Source organism: Acidovorax delafieldii, assembly GCF_007993815.1.
GTDB lineage: Bacteria > Pseudomonadota > Gammaproteobacteria > Burkholderiales > Burkholderiaceae_C > Acidovorax > Acidovorax delafieldii.
In genome coordinates this window covers 588,182-605,200 of sequence record NZ_VJWE01000012.1, presented here as the reverse complement: position 1 = coordinate 605,200, position 17,019 = coordinate 588,182, and the positions used below count along the sequence as shown (strand labels likewise).

Annotated in this window: 16 protein-coding genes; 12 read left to right on the top strand and 4 right to left on the bottom strand. The window is 65.0% G+C overall.

The window, feature by feature from the left end:
* The first annotated feature begins 237 nt into the window (after positions 1–237).
* From ATF69_RS12075 to ATF69_RS12060, 4 genes are all read left to right on the top strand, one after another.
* Entirely contained in the window at positions 238–546 is a 309-nt protein-coding gene (locus ATF69_RS12075; protein ID WP_056067613.1) for a hypothetical protein, read from the top strand.
* Positions 547–709: 163 nt separating this feature from the next.
* Complete coding sequence (locus tag ATF69_RS12070) at positions 710–1,798, top strand: DUF6817 domain-containing protein (protein WP_146871092.1); 1,089 nt, start codon at positions 710–712, stop codon at positions 1,796–1,798.
* A 266-nt stretch (positions 1,799–2,064) separates the two neighbouring features.
* Positions 2,065–2,868 carry a MetQ/NlpA family ABC transporter substrate-binding protein gene (locus tag ATF69_RS12065; protein ID WP_233194296.1) on the top strand — a complete coding sequence of 268 codons (804 nt, stop codon included), beginning with the start codon at positions 2,065–2,067 and terminating at the stop codon, positions 2,866–2,868.
* A 285-nt stretch (positions 2,869–3,153) separates the two neighbouring features.
* Complete coding sequence (locus ATF69_RS12060) at positions 3,154–5,460, top strand: putative bifunctional diguanylate cyclase/phosphodiesterase (protein ID WP_146871091.1); 2,307 nt, start codon at positions 3,154–3,156, stop codon at positions 5,458–5,460.
* A gap of 188 nt (positions 5,461–5,648) precedes the next feature.
* On the opposite strand, the gene ATF69_RS12055 is transcribed toward ATF69_RS12060, so the two are convergent.
* Positions 5,649–6,293, bottom strand: a complete 645-nt coding sequence (locus tag ATF69_RS12055) for an FMN-dependent NADH-azoreductase (RefSeq protein WP_146871090.1) — start codon at positions 6,291–6,293, stop codon at positions 5,649–5,651.
* A gap of 132 nt (positions 6,294–6,425) precedes the next feature.
* Here ATF69_RS12055 and ATF69_RS12050 point away from each other — a divergent pair, with 132 nt between their 5' ends.
* Positions 6,426–7,373: a LysR family transcriptional regulator gene (locus tag ATF69_RS12050; RefSeq protein WP_146871089.1), complete on the top strand. Its 948-nt coding sequence runs from the start codon at positions 6,426–6,428 to the stop codon at positions 7,371–7,373.
* Between the two features lie 164 nt (positions 7,374–7,537).
* On the top strand, positions 7,538–8,407 hold the full coding sequence (locus ATF69_RS12045) for an HDOD domain-containing protein (RefSeq protein WP_146871088.1): 870 nt from the start codon (positions 7,538–7,540) through the stop codon (positions 8,405–8,407).
* Positions 8,408–8,510: 103 nt separating this feature from the next.
* Here the strand turns inward: ATF69_RS12045 and ATF69_RS12040 are convergent, their stop codons facing one another.
* From ATF69_RS12040 to ATF69_RS12030, 3 genes are read right to left on the bottom strand one after another with little or no spacing between them, the layout of a single operon-like run.
* The gene (locus ATF69_RS12040) at positions 8,511–9,605 is read right to left on the bottom strand and encodes an ankyrin repeat domain-containing protein (RefSeq protein ID WP_146871087.1); all 1,095 of its coding nucleotides are present in this window, start codon (positions 9,603–9,605) and stop codon (positions 8,511–8,513) included.
* Positions 9,602–10,207, bottom strand: a complete 606-nt coding sequence (locus ATF69_RS12035) for a sigma-70 family RNA polymerase sigma factor (RefSeq protein ID WP_167514345.1) — start codon at positions 10,205–10,207, stop codon at positions 9,602–9,604. The genes ATF69_RS12040 and ATF69_RS12035 overlap by 4 nt, the downstream gene beginning before the upstream one ends.
* Before the next feature lie 37 nt (positions 10,208–10,244).
* Positions 10,245–11,159, bottom strand: a complete 915-nt coding sequence (locus tag ATF69_RS12030) for a hypothetical protein (RefSeq protein WP_146871086.1) — start codon at positions 11,157–11,159, stop codon at positions 10,245–10,247.
* A gap of 204 nt (positions 11,160–11,363) precedes the next feature.
* Here ATF69_RS12030 and ATF69_RS12025 point away from each other — a divergent pair, with 204 nt between their 5' ends.
* From ATF69_RS12025 to ATF69_RS12000, 6 genes are all read left to right on the top strand, one after another.
* On the top strand, positions 11,364–12,095 hold the full coding sequence (locus tag ATF69_RS12025) for an AAA family ATPase (protein ID WP_146871085.1): 732 nt from the start codon (positions 11,364–11,366) through the stop codon (positions 12,093–12,095).
* A 138-nt stretch (positions 12,096–12,233) separates the two neighbouring features.
* Complete coding sequence (locus ATF69_RS12020) at positions 12,234–12,815, top strand: RBBP9/YdeN family alpha/beta hydrolase (RefSeq protein ID WP_146871084.1); 582 nt, start codon at positions 12,234–12,236, stop codon at positions 12,813–12,815.
* A gap of 232 nt (positions 12,816–13,047) precedes the next feature.
* Positions 13,048–14,052, top strand: a complete 1,005-nt coding sequence (locus ATF69_RS12015) for a sulfate ABC transporter substrate-binding protein (protein WP_056067832.1) — start codon at positions 13,048–13,050, stop codon at positions 14,050–14,052.
* Between the two features lie 37 nt (positions 14,053–14,089).
* The gene (gene cysT, locus ATF69_RS12010) at positions 14,090–14,959 is read left to right on the top strand and encodes a sulfate ABC transporter permease subunit CysT (RefSeq protein WP_056746214.1); all 870 of its coding nucleotides are present in this window, start codon (positions 14,090–14,092) and stop codon (positions 14,957–14,959) included.
* Positions 14,956–15,858 (top strand): sulfate ABC transporter permease subunit CysW, encoded by a 903-nt coding sequence (gene cysW, locus ATF69_RS12005; protein WP_056746212.1) that lies wholly within the window; start codon positions 14,956–14,958, stop codon positions 15,856–15,858. Before cysT ends, cysW begins: the two co-directional genes overlap by 4 nt.
* 12 nt (positions 15,859–15,870) lie before the next feature.
* Positions 15,871–16,995: a sulfate/molybdate ABC transporter ATP-binding protein gene (locus tag ATF69_RS12000; RefSeq protein ID WP_056067633.1), complete on the top strand. Its 1,125-nt coding sequence runs from the start codon at positions 15,871–15,873 to the stop codon at positions 16,993–16,995.
* Positions 16,996–17,019 lie beyond the last annotated feature (24 nt).

Sequence of the window (17,019 nt, the reverse complement as noted above, 5' to 3'; positions counted from 1 at the left end):
TCAAAAACCATTCCTGAACCGGGTTCGGTGAGTCGCCTTGCGGGTTCGGCTCATCGATGGGATGAACTGTACGCCGATGGTGTTCAGGGAAAAACCACACAGTCGCAAACTAACTGTTCCAGTATTGAGAACAATCTTTCCATCCTCCCGCGCTCCGTGTGGGATCTTTCGGCGCTCGAGTTTTGTTGGAAAAAACTGTATATTCATACAGTATCAAACCACAGGAGAAGCAGCGCCATGCAAGTCATCGAATCCACCTACGCCGTCACCCTGCGCGACTACCCCGAGGAACTCCCGGCCAAGGAGCGCATTGCCGCAGAAACCCGGTACGCCAGGGCCCTGGAAAAGCAGCTTGGCGGCCCCGAACAGGTGGCGGCCGCCCTGGACACCATGCAGAGCCTGGAGGAGTCGCCCCCTGAGGTGGTGTCTCCTGGCGATCTCACCCTGCTCAAGGCCTGGGGCAAGGCCAGCGTGGCAGCCCGGCAGGCCGGGTTCCGGGATCTGGGAGAAGGCGAGGGCGCGTACTTTGAGGTGCGGCTGGTCTGAGAGGCTGAAAGCCCGCAGCACGCAGTGGTGCTGACCGAGCCGCAGTGCAGGCGCGTGCTGGGTGTGAGGGCCGGGTCGCCCCCGTGCTTGCGCACCTGCCGTGTGGGCAGATACTGTGTGTACATTGCATTCCCTGCACCCTCAACGTCGGAGACACCACCCCATGACCTTGCCGCTTCACCCCCTGGACCCTGTCCTGTTTGCCCGCGCGTTGCCGCTGCTGGACGACGAGTGGCTGACCCGCGACCCCGAACTGGCGCCCGTGTTGCCCACGGTGCTCGCGCGCAATGTGGGGCAGGACTGGCACAAGGCGGGCACGTTTCGCCACCACCTGGTGGGTGTGACGCGCACGCTGACGGTGTGGCAGCAGCCGCGTGACGTGCGCCTGCTGGGGCTGCTGCACAGTGTGTATGGCAATGCGTTTGTGGACCTGGTGAAGTTCGACCCTGCCAAGGAGCGCGCCCGGGTGCGCGAGATTGCGGGCGAGTCGGCCGAGCACCTGGTCTACCTGTTCTGCACCCAGTCGCGCACGCAGTTTGTGCAAAAAGTGCTGGCCCATGCGCTGGAGGCGGACGGCAGCCTGGTGCTGCAAAAAGACGGGCAGGACCATGTGCTCACGCCCTACGAGGTGGCGGCCTTCATCATCGTGAGCATGGCCGACACCATCGAGCAGTGGTTCAGCTGGCAGGACGACATCTTTTCGCGCTTTCCGGACGTGCAACACCGCAACCAGAAGGCGCACTGGGCTGCATCGCTCTGGCCCGGGCCCATGCGACCGTCGGGGCGCATGGTGCACCAGATCAATGGCTTGGCCAAGGCGCTGCAGCACCCGGGGCTGAAGGACGTGCTGCCCATGCCGCCCGTGTTTGCCCATTGCACGCAGCACCTGTCTGCCGCCAACGAGGCGGCGGCCACGTCGCTGTACTGGTCCGTCATCCAGCAAGACCAGCCGCTGGTGGACCTGGACGTGGCCACCGGCGTGCTGGAAAGCGCCGTGCGCCACAACCCCTGGGTGGGCGAGCCGCAGATGGTGCTGGCCCAGCTGTACCTCTCCGCTGGCCGCAAGGACGACGCCAAGGCCGCTGCCGAGAGCGCACTGCACCTGTTCAGCGCCTGGGGCAATGCGTGGGACAAGCGCGTGCAGTGGGACGCCTGGGTGGCCTGGACGCGCATCCTGCTGCAGGGCGCGACGGTGGAGGGCACCTGGCCCGAGCGGCTGGACAAGCTGAACAACGTGGCACTGCGTGGGTGACTTGGAACATCCCCCTGAGTGGCTGCGCCACTTCCCCCTTCTCTTGAATCGCTGCGCGATTCGGGAAGGGGGAGGCAGCCCTCGCTGCGGGGCGGCCCTTGCTCGGCTGCCCTCGCCGGGCGCGCGCCAGTTTCATGAGGTGGGCGTGGGGGCACGGGCCTTGTCTTCTTATTCGAATGGGTTGTAATGAAATGAAAACTTAGTTGTTCCAGTTTTATCGGGGAAACCCTAGGATGCGAACCATCTCTCAACGAAAGGTTTTCCCTGTGAACAACAACAAGCGCCTTCTCCTGCAATCCGCCCTGGCCCTGGCCGCTGCTGCCGCTTTCTCGTCCGGCGCCATGGCCCAGGACAAGCCCATCAAGGTGGGCGTGACCGGCGGCCCCCACGCCCAGATCTTCGAGCAGGTGAAGAAGGTTGCCGAGAAGGACGGCCTCAAGATCCAGATCGTCGAGTTCAGCGACTACGTGCAGCCCAACGCCGCGCTGGCTGCGGGCGACCTGGACGCCAACAGCTACCAGCACAAGCCTTACCTCGATGCGCAAGTGGCCGACCGTGGCTACAAGCTGGTGTCGGTGGGCTACACCGTCAACTTCCCCATCGGCCTGTATTCCAAGAAGGTCAAGAAACTGGAAGACCTGAAGGAAGGCGCCAAGTTCGGCATTCCCAACGACCCCACCAACGGCGGCCGTGTGCTGCTGGTGCTGCAGGACAAGGGCCTGATCAAGCTGCGCGACGGCGCGGGCCTCAAGGCCACGCCGCTGGACGTGGTGAGCAACCCCAAGAAGCTCAAGTTTGTTGAACTGGACGCCGCCCAGCTGCCCCGTTCGCTGGACGATCTGGACGCCTCGGCCATCAACACCAACTTTGCGCTGTCGGCTGGCCTGAACCCTGGCAAGGACGCCATTGCACAAGAAAACGCCAAGAGCCCCTACGTCAACCTGATCGCCGTGCGTGAAGCCGACAAGGACAAGCCCTGGGTGGCCAAGCTGGTGAAGGCTTACCACTCGGAAGAAGTCAAGAAGTTCATCCAGACCGAATTCAAGGGCTCGGTGCTGCCAGGCTTCTGAAGCTGATCGCAAATGCGCCCTGCGATGAAGGGCGCTGTGGCTCTGCGGACTGGTTGCTGCTTCGTCCTCTCTCCCGCAAGGGGAGAGGGGGCGGGAAAAGCGACTGCAACAGCAGTCAAACATCCAAGTATTTTTGGCGTTTTGCGCTTTTCCGTAAAGTGCAAATAGCTATCTAAATGATAGCGGCCCGCCAACACCATTCCCCTGCGTTGCGCTGGGAAAACTGTGGTGTCGCGCTTGCATACACAATGAGAGGGTAACGTCCAGTAACACCATCCCTCCACCATGCCCTTCGCGGAACGAATCCTCACAGCGGTCTGGTTGAGTGCGACCACGCTGTTGTTCGTTGCGTCGCTGTGGGCACCGGCCCCGGGTGTGCGGCTGTTTCTGGACAACGCCTCCTGGACGCTGGCGTTTGGGCTGTCTGCCTTCTGGGCCTGGCGTGGCTGGTGGCTGGCGCCGCCCACCGACCGCGCGCTGCACACCGGCCTGCTGATCTTTGCGGTGCTGGTGGCCCTGGGGCAAATGGTGTGGAACGTGCAGGTGGCGCTGGACTGGAACCCATTCCCCGCGCCCGCCGACCTGCTGTTTCTGGCGGGGGGGCCGCTGTGGGCTGCCACCGTCATCCGCGCCACTTTTGCGCGCCTGTCGCGCGATCGGGCTTACCCGGCGGCCCTGGACTTTGGCGGCACGGTGCTGGCGCTGCTGGCGTTCACGCTGGTGATCTACCTGCCCTCGGGCGAGGTGGACTCGCTGGCCGTGGGCACGGTGCTGGTGCTGTACCCGGCCGGGTTTCTCGCTGCGGCGGGCGTCACGGCGCTGGCTGTTCCGACGGTGGGGGTGCGCATCGACCGGTCCCATGCGCTGGTGCTGCTGGGCCTGCTGGGCTTTGGCCTGAGCTGGATGCAGTGGAACCTCATGGTCATCAGCAACACGGTGCAGCCGGGCATCTGGTTCAACGCCAGCTTCAGTGTGTCGGCGCTGGTGCTGGGCTGGGGTGCACGCTGGCTGCGGTTTGAGATGTCGGCAGATGCGGCCTACCGCCGCCAGTGCGACCAGGTCATGAACTACGTGCCACTGCTGTCCATGACGCTGGCGGCCATCACCCTGGTGCTGCTGTTTGTGGCGCCCGATGGCAGGGCAGGCATGCAGGCGCTGATCCTGGTGTGCTGCCTGCTGGTGCTGCTGCTGGCCGCACTGCGCCAGACCATTGTGGTGAGCCTGCTCAACCGCCTGCGCACGGCCGAGGCCGCCGTGCTGCGCAACGAGGAGCAGCTGTACCGCGTGGCGCACTTTGATGCGCTCACCGGCCTGCCCAATCGACGCTACTTTGAAGACGCCCTGGAGCGTGCCGTAGCCGAGGCCGCCCGCGACACGCACAGCACCAACCGCCGCGTGGCGCTGATGCTGATCGACCTGGATCACTTCAAGAGCGTGAACGAAACCTATGGCCACCGCGTGGGCGACGCGCTGCTGAGCGAGGTGGCGCAACGCATCACCCAGCTGCTGGCGGGGCAGGGCCTGGTGTCGCGGCTGGCCAATGACCAGTTCACGGTGATGCTGCTGCGCCCGGCGTCCCGCACCGAGCTGGCGCAGCTGGCGGCCTCGCTGGTGGAGGGCCTGGCGCAGCCCTGGGAGCTGTCGGAGGTGGGCGCACAGTACATGGGTGCCAGCCTGGGCATCAGCCTGTACCCGGACGACTCGGCCAACAGCGTGGAGCTGGTGCGCCACGCGCATTCGGCCCTGCACGCCACCAAGAGTGCAGGCCGGGGCTCGTACCGCTTCTACATCGAGGAGTTCACGCAGATCACGCGCGGGCGGCTGGAGCTGCGCCGGCGCCTGCACAACGCGCTGCAGGCGGGCGAGTTCGCGCTGGTCTACCAGCCCCAGCTCAACCAGCAGCGCCAGACCGTGGGTGCCGAGGCGCTGCTGCGCTGGTCGGTGGATGGCAAGGCGGTGCCGCCCGACGAGTTCATCCCGCTGGCCGAGGAGAGCGGGCTCATCGTGCCCATTGGGCTGTGGGTGTTCGAGACCGCTTGCCGCCAGATGGCGCAGTGGCGTGCCGAGGGCTGGCAGGTGCCCGTGGTGTCGGTCAATGTCTCCACCATCCAGCTGCGTGAGCCGGGTTTTACCCAGACCCTGCTGGGCGTGACCCAGCGCGCCGGGGTGGCGCCCGCCGGCCTGGTGCTGGAGATCACCGAGTCGCAGCTGCTGGACGAGTCCCTGTACGCCATCGCGCTCGATCTGAAGAACGCGGGTTTTGCGCTGTCTATCGACGACTTTGGCACCGGCCACTCGTCGCTCATCAAGCTCAAGCGCCTGCCGGTGAGCGAGCTGAAGATCGACAAGGTGTTTGTGCGCGACATCGTGGTGGACGTGAACGACCGCGAGATCTGCGCCACCGTCAACGCGCTGGCCCGTACGCTGGGCCTGGAGGTGGTGGCCGAAGGTGTGGAAACCGAGGAGCAGCTGCAGTTTTTGATCCGCATGGGCTGCGAGCGTTTTCAGGGCTGGCTGTTTGCACCGGCCCTGGCGCCCGGGCCACTGGCCGAGCAATGGCTGCAGCGGCAGGCGCCGCCCGCTGCGCAGTGACTGCTGGCACGGTGTGGCGTGGGGGCGGCATGGTCCGTGTGTGGCATATCAAAAATGATAGCTGCTCAGGCATGTTCCACTAGCGCATCCGGCCGTTTTGCCCTGATAAAAGCCCAAACCCGGCACAGGGCCGGGTTTTGGGGGGGCTTGCAGGGCTTGTGCCCTGCGCGCCGTTGTTGCCGCTGGGCTTAGGCGGCCTGCGACACGCGACCCTGGTTGGCCGCCACGCTGGTGTGTGTGGAAATTTCCACGTTGGCCGAGGCCAGTGCGGCCGCCTTGGCGTCCGGGCCCATGGCCACGCCTTCGGCACGCACAAAACGCACGTCGGTGATGCCGAAGAAGCCGAACACCACCTTCAGGTAGCTCTCCTGGTGCTCCATGGCCTGACCGCCTTCGCTGGTCGAGTACACGCCGCCACGGGTGGAGGCCACGATCACGGTCTTGCCACCGGCCAGACCCACGGGGCCCTTCTCGGTGTACTTGAAGGTGCGGCCCGCTTGCGCCAGGCGGTCGATCCAGGCCTTGAGCTGGCTGGGGATGGAGAAGTTGTACAGCGGCGCGCCAATCACGATCACGTCGGAGGCCAGGAACTGGCTCACCAGGGCTTCGGACAGTGCGTTTTCAGCGCACTCTGCCTCGGTGGCAGCGGCCTGGCCGGTGCGGAACCCCAGCGACTGGGCCGACAGGTGCGAAGGCGCTTGCTGGGCCAGGTCCAGGTATTGCACGGTGGTGCTAGGGTGGGCGGCTTGCCAGGCGGTCACGGTGCGGGCAGTCAGTTGGCGGGACACGGATTGATCACCGGTGATGGCAGAGTCGACGTGAAGCAGTTGCATGAGGGAACTCCTGGGGTTCTGTGGATCGGAGCCACAGCGTGTGGCCATGGGATGAATTGTGGGGATGGATCAATTTGTTGATAAGGTAGTGAACTTGCGATAGATTGTTCTATCCATAGGACGATGAAGCCCATGCAAGATCTCAACGACATGCTGTATTTCGCCGAAGTGGTGGAGCGCGGTGGCTTTGCCGCTGCGGGCCGCGCGCTCGGCATTCCCAAATCGCGCCTGTCGCGCCGGGTGTCCGGCCTGGAAACGCAGCTGGGCGTGCGCCTGCTGCAGCGCACCACCCGCAAGCTCTCGCTGACCGAAGTGGGCGAAGCCTATTTGCGCCACTGTCAGGCCATGCGCGAATCGGCCCAGGCGGCGGCCGACACGGTGGCCCAGGTGCAGACCGTACCGCGCGGCACCATCCGCGTGAGCTGCCCTGTCACGCTGGCGCAGACCGTGGTGGCCGAGCTGATCCCCCGGTTCCTGGCCAGTTGCCCCGAGGTGCGCATCGACATGCTGGTGAGCAACCGCGCGGTCAACCTGGTGGAAGAGGGCATCGACGTGGCGCTGCGCGTGCGTCCCTCGGTGGACGACAGCGGTAGCATGGTCGTCAAGCGGCTGGACCACACCACGCAGATCCTGGTGGCCAGCCCCGAGCTGCTGATCCGCCAGGGCACGCCCCAAACGCTGGACGACCTGGCCAAGCTCGACAGCATCGCCATGTCGGCCCCCGATGGCCGATCGACCTGGAACCTGATCGGCCCGGGCGGCGTGCACCAGGTGGTGCAGCACACGCCGCGCTATGTGGCGGACGACCTGCTCACGCTCAAATACGCTGCCGTGGCCGGCACGGGGGTGTGCTGGATGCCCGACTACATGTGCCAGGAAGAAATGCGCGAGCGCAAGCTGGTGCGGGTGCTGCCCGACTGGGCGCCGGCGCCCGCCATCGTGCATGCCGTGTTCCCCTCCCGCCGGGGGCTGTCGCCCGCGGTGCGGCGCTTTCTGGACTACCTGGGCGAGGCCATGCCCGGCCGGAGCAGCCTGAGCACGCGGCAGGCCCTGCAGGGGCTCGACGGCGCCAATATCTGAGAACCTGTTCAAAGGGCAGGTTCTGAGGCGCTGGGCGCAAAGCCTGCGCTTGTGCACGGGTTCGGTGGGCAAAGCACTTTTTGGCGCCACAATGCAACGAATTGCAACTGTGCGGGCTGCGCCCGTCCGTGTGGTCGGCACACGCGGCGGCCCGGGGACTTTTTGTGACCGCTCCACACCCCATCGACCAAGACATCCGGCAAGCCCGCGTGCACCCTGCCGTGCGCGCCATCGTGATCCCGCCGTGCCCCGAATCGTTGCTGCGCCTGCAGCAGATCGTGGTGGCGCCCGAGCTGGACTCGACCGCGCTGGAGCAACTGGCATCCTCCGACGTAGCCCTGGCCGCCGCCGTGATGCGGCTGGCCAACAGCCCGCTGTACGGCCTGGCCCAGCCGGTGCAGACCGTGGGCATGGCGCTGACGGTACTGGGGCTGCAGCCGGCCGTGGAGCTTTTGTCTGCCTTCATCACGCGCAATGCGCTGCAGGTGCGCTCGCCGCTGCTGGAGCATTTCTGGGAAAGCTCGCAGCGCCGCGCCATTGCGTGCGAGCACATCGGCCACCAGCTCTACAGCCTGGACCCAGGGCTGGGCTACAGCTTCGGGTTGTTCTGCCATGTGGGCATGCCGGTGCTGGTGAAGGCGGTGCGGGGCTACGCGGGCACCGTGACCGAGGCCCTGGCGCGCAAGGACCGCACCTTTACCCAGACCGAGAACGCGAGCCACCGCACCGACCACGCGGTGATGGGCGCCATCGTGGCGCGCACCTGGCACCTGCCGGGCGACGTGGCACAGGCCATCTGGCTGCACCACGACTTTGCCTGCCTGAACGACGAGCAGTTTGATCCCACCGTGCGGCACCTGGTGGCGCTGGGGTTGCTGGCCGAGTTTCTGGTCAACCAGCACGACGGCCTGGCCCCCACGCGCGAGTGGACCCAACACGGCCAGGCCTGCATGGACCACCTGCATGTGACGCAGGACGAGCTGGACCACTGGATCGACGCGCTGCACCCCGCGTTTGAGGCAGTGCGGTTCTGATGATTCCGACGAGCAACTGACTCGCCCCTATCGCCGAGCGGGGCAGCTACGCCCGCCCCCTGCGGACATCACGCGGGCTCTGCGAGACCTGCCGGTGCGCTTTTCAGCGGGCCGCTTCCAGCAGCTCCGCTAGGCGCGTGTGCCCCCGTTGTGCCGCGAGCTGTGCCGCATTCAGACCTTCGCGGTCCACCAGCGCCGGGTTGGCGCGCAAGGCCAGCAGCCGCTGCACAGTGGCGGTGTGGCCGTTCAAGGCGGCCAGCATCAGGGCGGTTTTTCCTCCGGGGTCGCGGGCATCCACTGGTGTGCCCTGTTGCACGAGGGCTTCGACCTGCTGGGGTTGGCCCGTGCGGGCGGCCTCCCAGATGGTGACGGGCAAGGCCGCGCCCAGATTTTTTGACATGGCAGGGGCTGTAGCAGCCGCTTGGTGGTCGCGCGCTGCAGAGTCCGCCAGCGGGGCGCGGGTGGCTGGTGCAGCTGCTGCGGCGGGGGCAGCCGGAGCGGTTTCTTGAAGGGCTGGTGCAGGGGAGACTGATGCGCGTTCGCGCCTTTCGGTACTGGATTCGGCGCGGGGGGCTGCGGCCGTCGAGGGCATGGGGGGTGATGCGGGGAAGCCGGAGGCGGCCCCGGCGGCGCGAGGTGCTGACAGGGCTTCCTGCTCAGTGGAAGGCGACACAGGAGCCGACTTGGCTACGGGCTGGACGGGTGCTGGTGTCTGCGCAGGCGCGGGGGGGGCTACCGTGGCGGGCTTGGGGGGCATGGCGTCGGCCGACGGGCCGGTGCTGTTCCGCGTACTTTTCTGCGTGCTTTCCGGCGCAGGCGGAGTGCCCGATGGGGGCTCTGCCGGTGGCGGGAGCGTCGGTGTGGCCGCAGGGGCAGGCGCAGGGGCCGTAGGAGCCTGCGCAGGCGACTCGGCCCGGCGGTGGCTGAAAGCGGTGTCCCGCTCTTCGGGTGTGCCGCGCTCAAACTGCAGCATCAGCAAGCCAGTCAGTCCCACCACGGCCAAGGTGGCCAGGGCCGAAATCTTCCAGCGGGCCTGGTTGGCGGCAGGGGCTGCTACCGGGGTGGCTGATGCCGCAGCCGCTGCCACCATCTGTGCATGCGCACGCACGGCATCACGCACATGCGCGCCGGGGCGGGCGCCTTCCTGTTCGCTGGCCTCGTGGTAGCGCCGGACCAGTTCGTCATCCTGCCGGGTCATACAAACTCCTTGAGGTGCTGGCGCAGGCTGGCCCGCGCGTAGCGCAGGCGGCTCTTGGCGGTTTCAAAGTTCACGCCGGTGGCCTCGGCAATCTCCTGCACGCTCAGGTCTCCTTCGGCTTGCAACAAAAAGGCCTCGCGCTGCTCTGGCGGCAACTGCTCTACGGCGGCGATGAGCGCGGCGGCCTGCTCGCGCGACTGCAGCTGGCGCACGGGCCCGAAGCCCGAGTCCGCCACCAGCGTGTCTGCCAGGCTGCGCGCATCGTCGTCGCTGGCATCCAGGCTGGCATGGTGTTTGGCGGTACGCAGGTGGTCCACCAGCCGGTGGTGTGCCAAGGTGAACAGCCAGGTTCGGAACCTGGCCTTGACCTCGTAGCGGGCAGCGTTGCGCGCCACCGCAAACCACACGTCCTGCAGCAGGTCGTCGGCCACGGCCTGCACCTTCACGCTGCGAAACACGAACCGCCACACGGCCAGCTCGTGCCGGGCGTAGAGCCGGTCGAACGCACCCAGGTCGCCGCTGGCGTAACGCAGCATCAGCGTCTCGTCGGCATCGTCGTGGGGCGGGGCGGATGGCACCCGCGGATTATGCGAGGCCCGCATGCACCATCGGGAGCGTACCGGTAGATGCTCTCAAGGCCTACCTCGGGTCGGGAACGTACGACAGGTTGTCGGACTGCGGAAACGCGCGGGGCACAGGGGGCCGCGCGATGGGCTCGCGGATCACGCCCGCAGCCATCAGGTTTTCGCGGCTGTCATAGCGGATGCTGATGATTTCGTTGGGGCGGAGTTGCAGCCGGGTGAAAGTGGTGTGCGACACAACGGATGTCTCGCGCTGGCCGTGCGCCGTTCCCAGCTTGGCCGACGGCATAGGCGCAGCCTTGGCCGCACTGTCGGCAGACATCGAGCGCGCCGAGGACTCGGCCTCTGATGCTGGCGACGGTGCGGCGGCGGCTGGTGCGGGTGCCGACTGTGCAGAGGGCAGCGCAGGGGCAGGCTCTTCGCGCAAGCGCCCCAGGCTGTTGGCACTCCCGTTGCTGCCATCACGGCGCTGGCTGTATGGCTCGGGGACGACGGCGGGCGAGGGCACCGGTGGCTGTTCGCGGAACAGCGCCACGCCAATCACGCCCACGTGACCGGGGCGGCCTGTTCGGGCGGCATACGAGTTGGCAATGTGCGAGAACTCGAACGCAGCGACTTCGCTGTTGCTCTTGCGCCAGCCGGTGATCTGGTAACGCTCATAGGGCGAGAACACATACCCGCCCTGGTCCCACGCAGCGGTTTCGCCGCTGAGCACGTTGACCCCGTCCACCGAAGGCACGGCCAGGACCCGCTCGCCCAGCCGGTTGCGCACGGTGATGGCATACCGCGCGCCCGGGCGGCCGGCCACCCAGTACTCGCCTTGGGCGTAGTGCACCGGCAACGTGGTCCCAGTGTCGCGGTCCACGATGGTGACATCGGCCAGGCGGCCAATGGCATGGGCAGGCAGGTGGCTCAGGCCCAGCAACGCGGCCAGTGTCGCGAGGGCGGGCAGGGTGAGAAGGCGGGGTTTCATGGCAGCTCCATCAAAAAAGTGGTGGTGCTGGGTGAAACGAACGGGATAGCTAAATGGGGTTGAGCGGATGCAAAAAATCTAAAAATGTTCTTTGGGGCTTATCTCTTTCGGGCCACTTGGCCATTTCGCGGGAAGACTGGGGGCCATCGAAGAGACCTTTTGCCCAGTGAGCTAAAAGTCAGCGCGGCCCGTTAGCATGAGCGCATGCTTGCCGCCAAACCCTATCTCCAAAGCGCTTGCATCCGCCCAGATGCAGATGTGGACTACGAAACCTATCCCTACAACGTACCCTCGATCCGAGAACTGGGTCTGCTGCAGTTTCACCCGGACGTAACCTTCTTTGTGGGGGAGAACGGTTCTGGGAAATCAACGTTGTTAGAGGGCATCGCGTTGGCCCTGGGCTATAGCCCGGAGGGTGGCACTCGCAATTTCAGACTGGCTACGGCGGATTCAGAATCATCGTTGCATGAGGTGCTGCGGTTGGCGCGGAGCTACCGCAAGCCGCAAGATGGTTATTTCTTGCGGGCTGAGAGCTTCTTCAATGTGGCCACCTACATGGATGAGGTTGGCTACCTGGATAACTACGGCGGAAAATCGCTACATGCTCGGTCTCATGGCGAGGCGTTTATGGCGCTGCTGACGCACAAGTTCCAGGGCAAAGGGTTGTACTTGCTGGACGAGCCCGAGGCAGCCTTATCACCCAACCGCCAACTCGCTGCGCTGTATGCAATCCACCAATTGGTGGAAGACAAATCTCAATTCATCATTGCCACGCACTCCCCCATCCTGCTGTCCTATCCCAACGCCAAGATCATCCAATTCGATGGCGCTGGTCTGTCCGAAGTGGCCTTCGAGGACACGGAGCACTACGCGGTAACTCGTGACTTCCTCAACAACTATCCCCAGCGACTGAAGCGCTTGCTGGCCGACGATTAGATGGGATGGCTTGCAGCGGACGACACTAGCGCATGCGATTTTTTGTCTCCGGATTGTCTGTGATTAGATGATTTGGCGATTAAATAACAAGAATTAAGTCGTTTGGGTTTTAAAGGCTGGCTCGCAGAATCCCTGCCTGTGACCACCACCTCCATCATCATCGTCCCCGGCTGGCGCGATTCGGGCCCCGGCCACTGGCAAAGCCTGTGGGCCGAGCGCCTGCCCCACGCGCGCCGCGTGGTGCAGGACGACTGGATCACGCCCACGCGTTCAGCCTGGGTGAGTCAGCTGGAGAAGACGGTACTGGCCGCAACGCACCCTGTAGTGATCGTGGCACACAGCCTGGGCTGTATTGCCACCACCCACATGGGGCCGGAGGCTGCAGCCAAGGTGTGCGGCGCCTTGCTGGTGGCTCCTGCCGACCCCGAGCGCCGCGCCATCCTGAGCGACTTTGCCCCCGTGCCCTACGCGGCGTTGCCTTACCGCAGCATCGTGGTGGCCAGCAGCAATGACCCGTTTTGTCCCATTCGCCTGGCGGGCGCCTATGCCAGAGCCTGGGGCAGCGAGTTTGTGCGCATGCAGAACGCGGGGCATATCAATATTGACTCGGGCCATGGCGAATGGCCGCTGGGCTGGGCGTTGCTGCAGTCTTTGGAGGGCGACCACAGCACCATCCAGCCAGCTGCAGGGTACTCGCAGGTTTCTCCGGCCGCCGCCTGATTGCTATCTAATCGATAGCTTTCGGCGCATGTGTTACCAGCGCTTGGAGCCTGCAGGACCCGAAATGTCCGGCCCCGGGCTGCTGATGTGCGGTTTGGGGTCATGGCCCCGGCACGCCCTTTGAGATCTTTATATGCCAATTCTCGATTAATTAACAAGAATATATTCTTTTGAGTTTTAAGGGGTGGTCCGCACAATGCGGAATCTCCAGCATTTTTTGGGCGACTTCACCATGACTTCTTTGAAACTCAAGACCCTCCTGGCCTCTCTGGCCCTGGCCGCGAGCGGCATGGCTGCCGCTCAAAATTCGCTGCTCAATGTGTCGTATGACGTGGCCCGCGAGTTCTACAAGGACTACAACGTGGCCTTCGCTGCGCACTACAAGAAGACCACCGGCCAGGACGTGAAGATCGACCAGTCGCACGCCGGCTCCAGCGCCCAGGCCCGTGCCGTGAACGACGGTTTGGCTGCTGACGTGGTCACCATGAATACCACCACCGACGTACAGTTTCTGGCGGACAACGGCGTGGTTGCCAAGGACTGGGCCAAGAAGTTCCCGCACGACGCATCGCCCACCACCTCGACCATGCTGTTCCTGGTGCGCAACGGCAACCCCAAGAACATCAAGGACTGGGACGACCTGATCAAGCCCGGCGTGCAGGTGATCGTGGTCAACCCCAAGACCGGCGGCAACGGCCGCTATGCCTACCTGGCCGCCTGGGGCGCCGTGCGTGAAAAGGGCGGCACCGAGGCGCAGGCCGCCGAGTTTGTCGGCAAGCTGTACAAGAACGTGCCTATCCTGGCCAAGGGCGGCCGCGATGCCACGGCCACCTTCCTGCAGCGCAACCAGGGCGATGTGCTGATCACTTTCGAATCCGAGGTGGTCTCCATCGACCGCGAGTTCGGCGCGGGCAAGGTCGATGCCATCTACCCTTCGGTGAGCGTGGTGGCTGAAAACCCCGTGGCCGTGGTGGAGCGCACCGTGGCCAAGAAGGGCACGGCCCAGCTGGCCAAGGCCTACCTGGACTACCTGTACTCGGAAGAAGCGCAAGAGATCGCAGCCAAGCACGCCATCCGCCCCCGTTCGGAGACCGTGCTCAAGAAGTACGCCGACACCTTCAAGCCGCTCAAGCAGTTCACGGTGGCCAAGTACTTCGGCTCCCTGACCGAAGCGCAGAAGGTGCACTTCAACGACGGCGGCCAGTTCGACAAGCTGTACACGCCCGGCGCCAAGTAAATAGGCCGAGCGCTTTTCCCGACTCACCACTGCATCTATGACCACTGCGACCGCTGTGGCCGCAGCCCCGGCCGGACGGCGCGCGCCCAAGCGCGTGCTGCCTGGCTTTGGGCTGTCATTGGGCTACACCCTTTTCTACTTGAGCATCATCGTGCTGATCCCGCTGTCGGCACTGATCTTCAAGACCTTCACGCTCACCTGGGACCAGTTCTGGGCGGCCATCAGCGCGCCGCGCGTGATGGCGTCGTACCGGCTGACCTTTGGCGCATCGTTTCTCGCGGCGCTGGTCAATCTGGTGTTTGGCCTACTGATCGCGTGGGTGCTGGTGCGCTACAAGTTCCCGGGCAAGAAGATCGTGGATGCGCTGGTGGACCTGCCGTTTGCGCTGCCCACCGCCGTGGCAGGTATCTCGCTCACGGCCCTGCTGGCAGGCAACGGCTGGGTGGGCAGCATTCTGGAGCCCATGGGCATCCAGCTTGCGTTCAAGCCTGCGGGCATTGTGATTGCGCTCATCTTCATCGGCCTGCCGTTTGTGGTGCGCACCGTGCAGCCCGTGCTGGAAGACGCCGAAAAGGAGCTGGAAGAAGCCGCCACCTGCCTGGGCGCCACGCGCCTGCAGACCTTCACCAAGGTCATCCTGCCCTCCATCACGCCCGCACTGCTCACCGGCTTTGCCATGGCGTTTGCGCGGGCGGTGGGGGAATACGGCTCGGTGATCTTCATCGCGGGCAACATGCCCATGGTGTCGGAGATCACGCCGCTCATCATCATCGGCAAGCTGGAGCAGTATGACTACGCAGGCGCCACCGCCGTGGCTGTGGTGATGCTGGTCATCTCTTTCATCCTGCTGCTCATCATCAACGCGCTGCAAGCCTGGCAGCGCCGCCACGCGGGGGCACCAGCATGAGCGGCAACAACTCCCGAACCATTCGCCGCGCCCAGGCGGGCACGACCGAAGCGCCCTGGGTCCGCTACACGCTGATCGCCATCGCCTTGGCTTTCATGCTGCTGTTCCTGGTGCTGCCACTGGCCGCCGTGTTTGCAGAGGCGCTGCGCAAGGGTTTTGGCGCATACCTGGAAGGCCTGCGCGAGCCCGATGCCTGGTCGGCCATCAAGCTCACGCTGATCACCGCGCTGATTGCCGTGCCGCTGAACCTCGTGTTCGGCGTGGCAGCCGCGTGGTGCATTGCCAAGTACGAGTTCAAAGGCAAGGCCTTCTTGACCACGCTGGTGGACCTGCCGTTCTCGGTGTCGCCCGTGGTGGCGGGCCTGATCTATGTGCTGATGTTTGGCGCGCAAGGCTGGTTTGGTCCGTGGCTGCAGGCGCATGACATCAAGATCATCTTTGCCGTGCCCGGCATCGTGCTGGCTACCGTGTTTGTGACCTTTCCGTTCATCGCCCGCGAGCTCATCCCGCTGATGCAGGCGCAGGGCAACGACGAGGAGCAGGCCGCCATCGTGCTGGGCGCGAGCGGCTGGCAGACCTTCTGGTACGTGACCTTGCCCAACATCAAGTGGGGCCTGCTGTACGGCGTGATCTTGTGCAACGCGCGGGCCATGGGCGAGTTTGGTGCGGTGTCGGTGGTGTCCGGCCACATCCGGGGCCAGACCAACACCATCCCGCTGCACGTCGAGATTCTCTACAACGAGTACCAATCGGTGGCCGCGTTTGCCGCTGCCTCGCTGCTGGCCTTGCTGGCCTTGGTCACGCTGGTCATCAAGACGATTGCCGAACACCGCAACGAGCAGGCCCTGAAGGCCGCCGCCGAATTGCCGCCCGAGCGCCCCGCGCCCGCTGGCGTGTGAAGGAAACAGAACATGAGCATTGAAATCCGTAACGTCAGCAAACAGTTTGGCGACTTTCAGGCGCTGCGCGATGTGAGCCTGGACATTGCCTCGGGCGAACTCATTGCGCTGCTCGGCCCCTCGGGCTGCGGCAAGACTACGCTGCTGCGCATCATCGCGGGCCTGGAGACGGCCGACGTGGGCACCATCCACTTCAGCGGCGAAGACACCACCGACGTGCATGTGCGCGAACGCAACGTGGGCTTCGTTTTCCAGCACTACGCATTGTTCCGCCACATGACGGTGTTCGAGAACGTGGCTTTTGGCCTGCGCGTGAAGCCCCGCAGTGAGCGCCCCAGCGAAGCACAGATCAAGAAGAAGGTCATGGACCTGCTCAAGCTGGTGCAGCTGGACTGGCTGGCCGAGCGCTACCCTTCGCAACTGTCTGGCGGCCAGCGCCAACGCATTGCGCTGGCTCGCGCGCTGGCGGTGGAGCCCAAGGTGCTGCTGCTCGACGAACCCTTCGGCGCGCTGGACGCCAAGGTGCGCAAGGAGCTGCGTCGCTGGCTGCGCCGCCTGCACGACGAGCTGCATGTGACCAGCATCTTCGTGACCCACGACCAGGAAGAAGCCCTGGAAGTGGCGGACCGCGTGGTGGTGATCAACCAGGGCAAGATCGAGCAAAGCGGCTCCCCCCAGCAGGTGTGGGACCAGCCTGCCAGCCCGTTTGTCTACGGCTTTTTGGGCGACGTGAACCTGTTCCACGGCCGCGCCCATGAAGGCCTGGTGCACCTGGACGGCATGCAGCTCGACTCGCCCGAGCACCAGGCGGCGCAGAACGCTAAGGCCTTTGCCTATGTGCGCCCGCACGACCTGGACGTGGAGCGCTACTCCCCTGGCGCGGGCCTGGACGCCGAAGGCCGTCCCCGTGGCATCGTGGCCCAGCTGAGCCGCGCCATTGTGGTGGGCCCCATTGCGCGCCTGGAACTTATTCCGACCGACGATCACAAACCAGCGGACAATGCGTCCCCAGAATCCCTGATCGAAGCGCAGATCCCTGCGCAGCAGTTCAAGGACATGGGTTTCAAGGAGGGTGAGACGCTGGTGGTGACACCACGCCGCGCCCGCGTTTTTCTGGATCACGCCGCCGGTATCTGAGTTGCTTCTCCTTCGAGGCCTCTC